Here is an 11646-nt window from a genome sequence, read left to right as displayed (position 1 = left end):
CGCCCCCGAAGCCCTCGCAGCACTCAAGAAGTTCGATTTCCCGGCGTCGCAGACCTCCTTCGACGCCGCCTTCAGCAGCAAGGACTAGGGAGGGACCGACGTGATCCGCACCCTTCAACCCGCCCAGCGCTGCGAGGTGTGGATCGCGTTCGGTTTGCCTTATAGGTACGCAAAAATCGGCACTGGTCCTGGCTTGGTCCTCCGCCCATCGAAAGCTGGTGCGGCACCTTCCGGCCCAGACAGCCAACGAGCTCACCGATGACCGTCCGGCCCTGCCTCGGGTCCCTGCGCGGTCGATGACCAGCGGCCGGGTCCTAGTCCTGCGGGCCCACTGCGTCGAAGAACTTGGGTCCCCCTTCGGTCTGGGTTTCGCGTCGTCGTGCTTTGGCGTGGATGAAGTCCTGGTCCTCGGCGGTGAGGACTGTGCCTCCGTGGATGTCCACTGCACTGTCCTCGCCGGTCTGTCCGTTGATGATGGCCGTCACGGTACGGGGAACGATGATGCTTCCAGGGTTGTCCATAAGCCATTTCTGCGTGTCTGCAGAGAGGTGGTCCCAGAATTCTTTGATGTGCACAACAACCAGCACTGCCCTTCATTGGTGGGGTAATAATCATGGAGCGCGCCAACTGCGCCTGCACGAAACCCGGACGGTCGGGGCCCATTCATTCAGCCTACGCCCGATGCACACATCCTGACGAGAAGTCACCTGACCGGATCGCACTACCGCTAAAACAGCGGCCAAGGCACCGCGGGCATGTCACCGCTTGGAGCGGGGAACCGCCCTGTCGACTGCAAGCGGGCGCAGCGCGTGGCAAGCGATGCGATTTCTTCGGCGCTGAGTAAGTCGGCCAAGTCCCTGCCGAGCCCACCGCGCAGTCCGTCGGCAACACGATCGATGCCGTCGCGTTCCTCGGCAGTGAGAGGGTCTCCCAGCCATCCCCACAGCACGGTGCGCAATTTGTGGTCGTGGTGAAAGGTGAGCCCATGGTCCACACCGTGGCGGTGTCCGTCCGTCATAGCGAGGATGTGGTCGCCTTTGCGGTCGGCGTTGTTCACGATCATATCGAAGACGGCCATGCGTCGGAGTGCCGGCGTGTCTTCGTGAACCAGGACCACCATCCGTCCACTCTCATCTTGTCCTTCGAGAACGTGTTTCCAGCCTGTCCCGGGCACCTGGTCTGCTGCAATAAGGTTCACGGCATGTTGGACCGGGTCTTGATTCTGCCAGAGCTGTACCATCCCGTCACCGAAGGGGCCATCCCGGAGCCAGGTGCGTGGAACAATGTCCCAGCCGAAGACCTGCGAGACCAGGTAAGCGGCCACCTCACGCTGAGCAAGGGTGCCGTACGGAAAGTCCCAGAGCGGACTTTCGCCGGATATCGGCTTATAGACGACTTCGACGTCGCCGATGCTGCCCAGGAATGTAGCGTTCGACGCCGTGGTGATGCGCCCGGTGAGCGTCAGCTCGGCGGTCACCAGGTCCGGCGTCGGCATCAGACTTCAGGAAGGGTGCAGATGTGCCCATCGGGGTCGATGGGGTAACCGCAGATCGAACACGTTGGACGCCCGGCCCCCACGATCTCACGGGTGCGCTTGGCGAATGCGCGCGCGGTGCCCACCGGCATTCGCACCAGCAGCATCTCGTTGGCGTCGTCCCCGACAGCCGATTCGTCGTCGTCCTCATCGTCATCGGTGATGGGGTACGCCTCAATGACCACCTGGGCGGTGGTTGGATCCCAACCTAAGCTCATGGCGCCGGTGCGAAACTGCTCATGAACGGCCTCAAGGGGATCGTTGTCGACAAGCTCAACGGGAGTGCCGGTGGGAACGCTGAACGGGTTGCCCTCGGCAGTGATCAGTTGGTCGAGGATAGCGTCGATCTTCTCCGCGAGCAGGGCCGACTGTTGTTTCTCCAAAGCAATGCTCACGATCTGCTTCCCTGCGCGCACCTGCAAGTAGAACGTGCGCGCGCCCGGGAGGCCAATGGTGCCGACTACAACCCGATCCGGCCAGGCAAACTCGTGAACACGTGTAGGCATGTCAGTATTTTAGGCACATAAGGTTCATGGCGCGTTCTGCCCTGCACCGCCGCCTACCGGCGCATCGCCCGAATCGATGCCGTTCGACAGCCATGACAGGTCACCCGCATCGGTGTTGGTCGCGTAAACGCTTGGCCGGCCGGGGCCATAGCGCACGATCGATACGGAGGCCGGGCCCACGCTAATACGCTGGAACAGGTCAAGGTGCATACCGAGTGCGTCGGCGAGGATGGACTTGATGATGTCACCGTGGCTGACCGCAGCCCACACGGCCCCCGGCCCGTGCTCGGCTTCGAAAGCTGCGTCGTGGCGTCGGACCGCTGCCACGGACCTGGCCTGCATCGCGGCCATGGATTCACCGCCGGGAAATACGACGGCGGACGGTTGCGATTGAACCGCCGGCCACAAATCCTCGGTGGCAAGATCACTGAGCGTGCGGCCCTGCCACAGTCCGTAGTCGCATTCGGTGAGATCGATATCCACAGGCGCGTGCGGCGTGCCAGCCTGACGATCAAGGATGAGCTGGGCGGTCTCCCGGCAACGCTCAAGAGGGCTCGACACCACCCCGACCACCGGCACGACTGCGAGCCGTCCTGCCATCAGTGCCGCCTGTTCGCGCCCGATCTTGTCGAGGCTGATGCCCGCTGCCCGACCAGCCAGCAGTCCAGTGGCATTAGCTGTGGTGCGGCCGTGCCGCACGAGAATAACTGTCGCCATCCACCCAGCCTAACCACCCGCATGACGGCGGTGTGAACCGTTCGGCGCCGGGCATCGAACAGGCACGTCGTACTCGTGGTACGTGGTAGGAAATCGAGGACTACAGTGGTTGTATGGCTGCAAGCCGCAATCCGCTCGATGACCTGCGCGAAACCGTAGGCCATCTGGCCAATCAGCTCAAGCTGTCAGGTTCAGAGCGCGTCGACGACCTGATGGGCGATTTCATCGGTGCGAGGCCCGGGCCGGCCCGGCCGCTATCGGAAGTACAGGCGGAACTTGACGCGCTGGTCGGGCTGGAGACCGTGAAGGAACAGGTGCGGGCCCTTGTTGCCTTGCTCCAAGTCCAGGCCCGACGGAAAGCCCACGGCCTGCCGGAGGTGGCCACATCACAGCACCTTGTGTTTCTCGGAAATCCGGGCACGGGCAAGACGACCGTGGCGCGGCTCCTCGCCGAGATGTACCGCGCGGTCGGTCTACTGCAGAAGGGCCACCTCGTGGAGGTCGACCGTTCCGGCCTGGTGGGGCAGTATGTGGGAGCGACCGCCATTAAGACGGACCGGGTGATCCGGCGTGCACTCGACGGCGTCCTGTTCATCGACGAGGCCTATGCGCTGGCACCGGAGGATGGCCGGATGGATTTCGGTCCCGAGGCGATCGAGGTCCTGCTTAAGCGGATGGAGGACCATCGCCACCGCTTGGTGGTGATCGTGGCCGGGTACCCGCGGCTGATGGAATCCTTCTTGCTGTCCAACCCCGGATTGAGGTCTCGGTTTGCCCGGGAGATTACGTTCCCCGACTACTCCGTCGACGAACTCCAGACGATTTTCCACCAAATGCTGGCCCAGCACGAGTACACCTTGGAGGCTGGTGCGGACCAGATGTTGCGTCGCATCCTCACCGGGCTCCACGCTGGCGAGGACTCGGGCAACGCCCGGTTCGCCCGTACGCTGTTCGAGCAGGCGCTCAACCGGCAGGCGCTGCGGCTGTCACGCGACGAGGAACACAGTCTCGATGCGCTCGATCGTGACGCCGTCATGACGCTCACCGCGGACGACGTCGTCGAGGCCGCGCTGGCCTTGGGTGAGGAACCCGAACCGGAACTTGAACTGTCGGCGGAACCGGAACGTCCACGCTGGTGGCGCTGGCTGGCCTGACCGGACCTGAGGGGTGACAGGGGGCGCCCGTGAAACCCGGACGCCCCCTGGTGTTACAACTCGACTCAGCGTGGAAGGCAATACTTCTGTTTGTATCCGCCTAGGTGATCGGTGCCGGGGGTTGTTCGCCGCTCAACACTGCGAGTGCGTTGTCGGCGGCCAGCATGGCCATGGCTGTGCGTGTTTCCACCGTGGCCGAGCCGAGGTGCGGCAGGAGAGCGACATTGTCCAGTTCCAGCAGGCCGGGATGGACGCGGGGTTCTTGCTCGTAGACGTCAAGCCCGGCCCCTGCGATTGCACCCTCGCGGAGTGCTGTTGCCAGTGCGTCTTCATCGACGATGGGTCCGCGTGCGGTGTTGATGAGGAACGCGGAGCTCTTCATCGCAGCGAGTTGCCCGGCCCCGATCAGGTGATGGGTGGCGGGACCGTAAGGGCAGTGCAGGGAGACGACGTCGGAGACAGAGAGCAGCTCGTCGATATCGACCCGCCGGGCGTCCAGTTCGGCGGCGATCGTTGGGTCGATTTCGCTGCGGGACTGGTAGACGATGTCCATGCCGAAGGCCTTGGCTCGGCGCGCGGTGGCTTGGCCGATTCCGCCCATGCCGACGATGCCGAGTGTCTTGCCTTGCAGGCTGCTGCCGAGGAGGAAGAACATGCCCCATTTCCAGGCCTGGCCGGAGCGGATGAGTCGTTCACCCTCGCCGAGCCGACGGGTTGCCATGAGGATGAGGCCGAACGCGATGTCGGCCGTGGCGTCGGTGAGCACGCCTGGCGTGTTGGTGGCCACGACGCCCCGTTCGGTGCAGGCGGCAACATCAATGTTGTCATATCCGACGGCAACGTTCGCGACGACCCTGAGCTGCGGTCCGGCGGCGTCGAGCAGTTCGGCATCTACGCGTTCGGTGAGCAGGGACACTATGGCATCGGCTCCGGCTACGCGGCGCAGAAGCTCTTCCCGGGTCATGGTCTCGGGACCATCCCAGGCCTCGACATCGTGTTCGGCGCGGAGCTTTTCAATGGCGGCGTCGGGGATGCGTCCCGTGACGACAACGCGGCTCATGCGGTCACGATCCAGTCGCGGAGGCGCCCGAGGCCCTCGCGGATGTCGGCGACGTCGATGCCTGAATAGGCGAGCCGGATGTATTGCCGTTCCTCGCCGGGTTGGCGCCGGCCGAAGTGTTCGCGTGTGCAGAAGGAGACGCCGGTTTTGTAGAGTGCGTCACTGGCGAAGTCACCCACTGCCGTGTAACCCATTTTCTCCATGACGTCAGTGACATCGGGGAACAGGTAGAACGTCGACTGGGGCACTGCGACGTGCATTCCGGGGACGGAGTTCACGAGTTCGCAGGCGGCATCCCGCCGCTCACGCAGGATGTTGAGCATCTGTTGGACCGGTTCCTGGGTGCCGCGGAGTGCTTCGATGCCTGCCCACTGCACGTAATGGGTGGTGCATGACTCGTCGTTGGTGTTGAGGGTGCTGAGAATTTTGGCGATCTCAAGGGGAGCTACAGCACAGCCGAGGCGTGAGCCCGTCATGGCGAACTTCTTGCTGAAGGTGTAGAGGATGACGGTTCGTTCTGCCATGCCCGGAAGCGACGTGATCGAACTGGAGACTCCTTCGTAGCGGGTCTCGAAGTAGGCCTCGTCCGAAAGCACCCAGAGATTGTGCTCCTGGGCGATCTGAGCAATGGCCTCGCGCTCGGCTGCAGTGGATTCCGCGGAGATGGGGTTCTGCAGGTCGTTGTAGATGATGGCAACGGTGTTAGGCGTGATCGACGCACGCACCTGGTCGAGATCGATCGAGAAGCCTTGGCTCGTGGGGAGGTAGCGGTACGGTACGGCTGTGCCTCCGAGGTATTCGATCTGCGATTCGTAGATCGGGAAGCCGGGATTCGGGTACAGCACCTCCTGCCCGGGGTTCATCACTGCCTGCAGGAACTTCGTGATGACCGGTTTGCCGCCCGTCATGACCACCACATTGTCCGGGGACAGGCTGATGCCGCGGCGTGAGCCGATGTCTTCGGCGAGGGCTTGGCGCAGCTGGGGGATACCGGGGCCGGGGCAGTAGCCCGTGTAGCCGTCGGCGATTGCCTTCGTCATGGCTTCGACAATGTGTGGTGCGGTCGGGATGTTGATGTCGCCGAGGTGGAAGGGGAAAACCAAGTTCCCCTTCGCCTTCCAAGCCGCCGCCGCTTGGGCGACGCTAAAGGCGGTTTCGGTGCCGAGCCGTTCGAGCCGATGCGCGAGTTGCTGCATGCTGTGTACTCCTCGTTGAGTTTAAGAGTCGTTCGTAGACATCTAATACATGACTAATATATCAAAGCGTCGTGTAATCTCCAGCACAAGAGTGCGACGCACTATGACACGCAGAAGAGCCGCACACAAAAGAGTGGCACCGCGTCCCGGTACTAACCGGGACGCGGTGCCACTCTTTTCAATGGCCGCTCATCGTGAATCCTCGTCGCGCACCCTGTAGGTCTCAGTGCACGCCGTTTGGAGTCCTCAGAACGGCCTGATCTGCTATTTACTTGGGTTGTGTTTGTCCGCCCGATGATCGGCGATCGCGGCGCGGACATCGCCCACTTCGTGTCCGTGCTTCTTCTTGCCAAACGGCAGCACCTTAAGCAGCGGATGCAGGATGAGCATGATGACCAGACCCCAGACCGCACCGAGAATGGCTGAGCAGATCGTGTTCACGAGCCAGGCAAGGAAGCCGCCCACCACGGGGATTCCGACGAACGGTGTCTCCAGTACATGGACAAGGTCGTAGGGTCCGTGCCAGCCGAGGTCGTGGGCTCCCTGCAGCATGATGTGACCACCAACCCACAGCATGGCGATCGTCCCGATAAGGGTGATTGCGGCCAGTACAGCCGGCATCCCCTTGACGAGCAGCCGGCCGAAGCGCTGGGAGCCCTCGGAAGCTTTAGTGGTCAGGTGCAGGCCGATATCGTCCATCTTGACAATGAGGCCGACGGCGCCATACACCATGACCGTGATCGCGATCGCTACGACGACCAGGATGAATGCCCGGAGCCACAGAGACTCAGCAGCCACTTCATTCATGGCGATGACCATGATCTCGCAGGACAGGATGAAGTCGGTGGTGATGGCGCCCTTGGTAACTTTCGCCTCGGCTTCCGGGCCGCGTTGGACAGCAGGTGCCGTCTCGGCAGCAGCATGGCCTCGGAGCTTGTGCCAGACCTTTTCGGCGCCCTCGTAGCAGAGGTAGCTGCCACCCAGCATGAGAATGAACGGGATTACTCCCGGGATGAAAGCGCTAATCAGCAGCAGCGCCGGGAGGATGATCACGAGCTTGTTTCGCAGCGAGCCCCAGAAGATCCGTTTGATCATCGGCAGTTCGCGTGACGGGTCCGCCCCGGAGACGTATTGGGGGGTGACTGCGGCGTCGTCAATGACGACGCCGGCAGCCTTGGCCCCGGCTTTGGCGGCTCCTGCAGCGATGTCGTCCACGGAGGCAGCCGCTATGCGGGCCAGCGCTGCGACATCGTCCAAAAGTGCGACGAGACCGCCGCTCACAGGAGAACTCCGTCCTGCTTAAGGGCGGGCAACGGCGTGTGAATACCTAGGTAGAGTCGCATAAATGGCATGTTCGGAGTATACGATGACGGGCGTCTTGGGCTGCAGTGGCGGTGCCGGCGGCCTAGTGTTCTGTATCCGCCGCCGCCTGCTTCCTGGCACTCTTTTCCGCGTCCTTCTCAGCACGCAGCGCCTCCGCCTCATGCTGCTCGTCGGCCTTTTCCTGGTGGATGACCTGGGCGAAGAGCTTCTCCATCTCCTTGGCTACCCCGGCGGCTGAGGCAGGATTCTGACCGGTGACCAAGCGCTCGTCCACTGCCACCTTCTCCTCAAAGACACCTGCAGAGACATGGCGTGCTCCCTGTTCCTCCAAGCGGTCTGCCAGGAAGAAGGGGATGACCTTGTCTTTCCCGGCGGCAACTTCCTCGTCGTTGGTGAATGCGGCCACGTCCCGGCCTTGGACAAGGCGGAATCCGTTCTCCAATTCCACATTCAGCAGTCCAGCCGGACCATGGCAGACCGCGCCCACCAAGCCTCCGGCGTCGTAAACGCTGGCAACCAGGCGCTGCAATCCTTCGCTGTCCGGGAAGTCCCACATAGTGCCGTGTCCTCCCACCAGGTAGACGGCATCATATTGCCCGGGATCGATGACATCCACGCGGGCAGTGTTGTATAGGCCGGCGCGCGTGGTCTCATCCTTGGTAAAGGCAACCTGGATGGGATCATCCGTGTCCACCTCGTCGCTGGGAGGCTGGCCGCCCTTAATGGAGGCAAAATCAACGAAGTGACCTGAATCTTTGAAGACCTTCCAGGGATGTGCGGCCTCGGCCACGTTGTAGCCGGTCTTCTCGCCCGTGTCGCCGAGCTCGGAAACGCTGGTCAGTACCATGAGGATTTTCTTCATGAAGTGCTCCTTTCGTCCAACGTCCACACTACGCCCCACACATTTCGGGGCTCTGGCAGTCTGAAGAATCCGCATACTGTCAGCATGGGCCCCTATGCTTGCCTCATGTCTACTGATGAAGAGAAGGACCCTCCCGTTCCTGCCGATGTAGAGGGCAAGATTCCGAAAAAAGTTCACGATGTCCCGAACGAATCGCCGGAAGACCACCAACCCAGCGAAAAGTAGCCGCCAACCGGCATGGTTTCGAGGCACTTCGGGGGTGCGGCGCGCCTGTTGACAGACCCGAAGTAACGCGGGTAACCTAAGTCACATGTTCAACAAGTAACGCGCGTTACCAACAGCGTTGCTGTCGATCAGCCCGGCAATGGTTGCCTGGCACCACACTCGGACCAACAAGAGCACCCGGAGCGTTCAATGGCGAAATCCACCCCAGGCGAGGCCGTACCCGTACGGCAGCGGGGAGTCACCATGAAGGACGTCGCCAAACATGCCGGCGTTTCCCGGACTGCAGTCTCGTTTGTCTTGAGCAACCGCGAGAACGCCAGCATTTCCGAGGAAACCCGCACTCGGATCAACCGCGCTGTGCAGGAACTGGGTTACAGGCCCAACGCCGGTGCCCGTGCGCTGGCATCCCGGCGCAGCGATTGGTATGGGATCGTGACGGAGATCGTCACGGCACCGTTCGCCGTCAACATCATCAAAGGAGCCCAGGACCAAGCCTGGCTTGACCGCCGGTTCCTGCTCATCGCGCCCTCCGACCAGGCCGATGCCGTAGGACCCAACCAGGGCCTGGAAGATGCTGCAACTGAAAAGCTGCTGGAACAACGAGTGGAAGGACTTCTCTACGCAGCTACTTTTCACCGGGGCGTCCACGTCCCGGCGAGTGCCAATGAAGTACCCACCGTGTTGATCAACTGCTTCGACGCGGACGGTAAGCTTCCCTCGATTGTCCCTGACGAGCGTGGGGGAGGCAGGATCGCCGTCGAACGGTTGCTCCAAGCCGGCCACACCCGGATTGGAGTCATCAACCTTGACCCGGTTATTCCTGCTGCAGTGGGGCGGTTGGAAGGTGCACGCGAAGCACTTGCCGTCGCCGGACTGGAGCTGGACCCGGAACTGGTGGTGTCCGGATATGCCACGGCCGACGGCGGCTATGAAGCCGCTTGCCGGATCCTGGACCGCTATCCACGACAGGACAGGCCGACGGCACTTTTCTGCCTCAACGACCGCATGGCGATGGGCGCCTATGACGCCATCAAGGAACGGGGGCTGACCATCCCCGGGGACATCGCCGTGATCGGCTTCGACAACCAGGAACTCATCGCGGCCTACTTAAGGCCAAAGTTGACGACGGTTGCGTTGCCATTCGAAAAAATGGGCGCCTTGGGCGTCCAAACGCTCGCCGCTCTAACAGCAGGACAGCCGATCATTGCCGACCAGCAACTGGTCGACTGTCCGCTGCTAGAACGCTCTTCGGTCTGACCGCGAAATCAACGTCGAAGAGCAAACCCCTTACCAACCCCTTCACCTTGCTGATGAAGATAGGAAAGAGATAACCATCATGACACAACCCCGATACTTCAGGGCTGCCCGGATAACGGCGGCAAGCCTTGCAGTGGGCGCGATGCTGCTCACCGGCTGTACGGCCAATGTCACCAAGACAAACACTTCCGACGCCGGCGCGAACGCTAGTGCGTTCCTCACCATCCCGCGGGAGGACATGGGCACGTTCGTGCAGAACTTCAACCCGTTTGCTCCCACGGTGAACCCGATGGTTCAGCAGTCCATTTACGAATCCCTCCTGATCTTCAACCCGGCCAAGGGGGACACTGTGCCGTGGCTCGCCACAGAGTGGAAGGCAGCGGAGGACGGCAAGTCGATCACCTTCACCCTCCGTGATGGTGTGAAGTGGTCCGACGGGCAACCCTTCGTCGCAGACGATGTTGCCTATACGTTCGAACTTCAGAAGAAGATCAAGGGCGGCTTCGAGTATCTGGATACCGTGACGGCCGATGGCAATAAGGTGACGTTCAACTTCAACAAGCCGTGGTCGCCGGCCCTTTACGACGTCGGCCAGCTCGTCATCCTGCCCGAGCACATCTGGTCCGCTTTGCCGGACCCGGAAAAGGATGCAAATGCCAAGCCGGTAGGTACCGGTCCCTATACCGAGGTGGACAGCTTCCAGGCCCAGTCCTTCGTGCTGACCAAGAACCCCAATTACTGGCAGCCGGAGAAGCAGAAGATCGCCGGCATCAAAATGCTCGCTTTTGCAGGAAACGACGGCGCCAACCTCGCCGCCGCGAATGGCGACGTGGACTGGGCTCCGCAGTACATCCCGAACATCGAAAAGACCTTCGTTTCCAAGGACAAGGAACACCGTCAATACTGGTTCCCGGCGACCGGTGCCATGATCAACTGGCAGCTCAACACCACTAAAGCACCGTTCAACGACGTTGATGTCCGTAAAGCACTGAGCATGGCCGTTGACCGCGGGCAAGTCACCAAGATCGGCATGAGCGGCTACGCCAAACCGGCGGACTGCACCGGACTCTCCGGCAACTACGAGACCTGGAAGAACGCGGCGGTCAAGGATAACTGCACGTGGACAAACCACGATGTGCAAAAGGCCAACGAGCTTCTGGACAAGGCCGGATACCCCAAGGGAGCGGACGGAAAACGCACCCTCAAGGACGGCAAGCCGTTCGAATTCGAGATCTCCGTGGGCGCGACCTCCTCCGACTGGCTGTCAGTGGCCAATGTGATCGCGCAGAACCTGGCCGAAGTGGGTGTAACTGCCAAGGTGGAGTCCCCGGATTGGGCTGCCGTGGTTGCCGGCTACGAGACCGGCGACTTTGACTCCGGCATTGTCTGGAGCGCCAATGACCCCAGCCCGTACAAGTACTTCAACACGTCAATGGGCACAGCAACAGTGAAGCCCGTGGGCACCAAGACGTTCGACAACTACCACCGCTTCGGCGACACGAAGGCGGATGCGCTGCTTGCCGACTTCGCCGCGGAAAGTGATGAGTCCAAGCAGAAGGACCTCGCCAACAAGCTGCAGGAACAGTACAACGACGTCGCACCACTGGTGCCGCTGTTCTCCGGCCCGGAATGGGGAGCCTTCAATGACACCCGATTTACCGGCTGGCCGACCGAGGGCAACCCGTACGCCACTCTCTCGGTCCGTTCACCCACAACGGTGTTGGTACTGACCACGCTGGAACCGCGCAAGTAGTCCCCACCGCCGCCCTAGGCCCGGACGGGCCTCGCACCGCACGCCCGGGCGGCCAACTC

The 11646-nt window shown here is 61.9% G+C and carries 11 protein-coding genes; 3 read left to right on the top strand and 8 right to left on the bottom strand.

The annotated features are described in order from the left end of the window. Positions 1-314: 314 nt before the first annotated feature. From A477_RS0110670 to A477_RS0110655, 4 genes are all read right to left on the bottom strand, one after another. Complete coding sequence (locus tag A477_RS0110670) at positions 315-521, bottom strand: hypothetical protein (protein ID WP_237715779.1); 207 nt, start codon at positions 519-521, stop codon at positions 315-317. A 206-nt stretch (positions 522-727) separates the two neighbouring features. Beyond that, positions 728-1495, bottom strand: coding sequence for an SCO1664 family protein (locus tag A477_RS0110665; protein WP_017198991.1), 768 nt, complete (start codon positions 1493-1495; stop codon positions 728-730). Beyond that, a complete protein-coding gene (locus A477_RS0110660) occupies positions 1495-2040 on the bottom strand; it encodes a DUF3090 domain-containing protein (protein ID WP_017198990.1) in 546 nt (181 codons plus the stop codon). The genes A477_RS0110665 and A477_RS0110660 overlap by 1 nt, the downstream gene beginning before the upstream one ends. A gap of 24 nt (positions 2041-2064) precedes the next feature. Then, the gene (locus tag A477_RS0110655; RefSeq protein ID WP_017198989.1) at positions 2065-2757 is read right to left on the bottom strand and encodes an MSMEG_4193 family putative phosphomutase; all 693 of its coding nucleotides are present in this window, start codon (positions 2755-2757) and stop codon (positions 2065-2067) included. 113 nt (positions 2758-2870) lie between these two features. On the opposite strand from A477_RS0110655, the gene A477_RS0110650 reads away from it, so the two are divergent. Beyond that, positions 2871-3911: an AAA family ATPase gene (locus A477_RS0110650; RefSeq protein WP_017198988.1), complete on the top strand. Its 1041-nt coding sequence runs from the start codon at positions 2871-2873 to the stop codon at positions 3909-3911. A gap of 100 nt (positions 3912-4011) precedes the next feature. Here the strand turns inward: A477_RS0110650 and A477_RS0110645 are convergent, their stop codons facing one another. The 4 genes from A477_RS0110645 to A477_RS0110630 form a co-directional block, all read right to left on the bottom strand. Beyond that, positions 4012-4971 (bottom strand): 2-hydroxyacid dehydrogenase, encoded by a 960-nt coding sequence (locus A477_RS0110645; RefSeq protein ID WP_017198987.1) that lies wholly within the window; start codon positions 4969-4971, stop codon positions 4012-4014. Then, entirely contained in the window at positions 4968-6167 is a 1200-nt protein-coding gene (locus A477_RS0110640; RefSeq protein WP_017198986.1) for a pyridoxal phosphate-dependent aminotransferase, read from the bottom strand. Before A477_RS0110640 ends, A477_RS0110645 begins: the two co-directional genes overlap by 4 nt. A gap of 264 nt (positions 6168-6431) precedes the next feature. Next, positions 6432-7448 carry a DUF808 domain-containing protein gene (locus A477_RS0110635; RefSeq protein ID WP_017198985.1) on the bottom strand — a complete coding sequence of 339 codons (1017 nt, stop codon included), beginning with the start codon at positions 7446-7448 and terminating at the stop codon, positions 6432-6434. Positions 7449-7572: 124 nt separating this feature from the next. Next, positions 7573-8352 carry a type 1 glutamine amidotransferase domain-containing protein gene (locus tag A477_RS0110630; RefSeq protein ID WP_026005524.1) on the bottom strand — a complete coding sequence of 260 codons (780 nt, stop codon included), beginning with the start codon at positions 8350-8352 and terminating at the stop codon, positions 7573-7575. 414 nt (positions 8353-8766) lie between these two features. On the opposite strand from A477_RS0110630, the gene A477_RS0110620 reads away from it, so the two are divergent. After that, positions 8767-9834 (top strand): LacI family DNA-binding transcriptional regulator, encoded by a 1068-nt coding sequence (locus A477_RS0110620; protein WP_017198982.1) that lies wholly within the window; start codon positions 8767-8769, stop codon positions 9832-9834. A 79-nt stretch (positions 9835-9913) separates the two neighbouring features. Next, positions 9914-11587: an ABC transporter substrate-binding protein gene (locus A477_RS0110615; RefSeq protein ID WP_017198981.1), complete on the top strand. Its 1674-nt coding sequence runs from the start codon at positions 9914-9916 to the stop codon at positions 11585-11587. Positions 11588-11646 lie beyond the last annotated feature (59 nt).

The sequence above is a fragment of the Arthrobacter sp. M2012083 genome (assembly GCF_000281065.1).
Lineage (GTDB): Bacteria > Actinomycetota > Actinomycetes > Actinomycetales > Micrococcaceae > Arthrobacter.
Note: the sequence above shows the minus strand (reverse complement) of the source record. Positions and strands in the feature narration are given on the sequence as shown.

What these genes read in the sequence shown, in the direction of transcription:
- A477_RS0110660 (WP_017198990.1), bottom strand. Translation starts at nt 2,040, where the DNA reads ATGCCTACACGTGTTCACGAGTTTGCCTGGCCGGATCGGGTTGTAGTC.
- A477_RS0110640 (WP_017198986.1), bottom strand. Translation starts at nt 6,167, where the DNA reads ATGCAGCAACTCGCGCATCGGCTCGAACGGCTCGGCACCGAAACCGCC.
- A477_RS0110630 (WP_026005524.1), bottom strand. Translation starts at nt 8,352, where the DNA reads ATGAAGAAAATCCTCATGGTACTGACCAGCGTTTCCGAGCTCGGCGAC.
- A477_RS0110665 (WP_017198991.1), bottom strand. Translation starts at nt 1,495, where the DNA reads ATGCCGACGCCGGACCTGGTGACCGCCGAGCTGACGCTCACCGGGCGC.
- A477_RS0110670 (WP_237715779.1), bottom strand. Translation starts at nt 521, where the DNA reads ATGGACAACCCTGGAAGCATCATCGTTCCCCGTACCGTGACGGCCATC.
- A477_RS0110645 (WP_017198987.1), bottom strand. Translation starts at nt 4,971, where the DNA reads ATGAGCCGCGTTGTCGTCACGGGACGCATCCCCGACGCCGCCATTGAA.
- A477_RS0110650 (WP_017198988.1), top strand. Translation starts at nt 2,871, where the DNA reads ATGGCTGCAAGCCGCAATCCGCTCGATGACCTGCGCGAAACCGTAGGC.
- A477_RS0110615 (WP_017198981.1), top strand. Translation starts at nt 9,914, where the DNA reads ATGACACAACCCCGATACTTCAGGGCTGCCCGGATAACGGCGGCAAGC.
- A477_RS0110620 (WP_017198982.1), top strand. Translation starts at nt 8,767, where the DNA reads ATGGCGAAATCCACCCCAGGCGAGGCCGTACCCGTACGGCAGCGGGGA.
- A477_RS0110655 (WP_017198989.1), bottom strand. Translation starts at nt 2,757, where the DNA reads ATGGCGACAGTTATTCTCGTGCGGCACGGCCGCACCACAGCTAATGCC.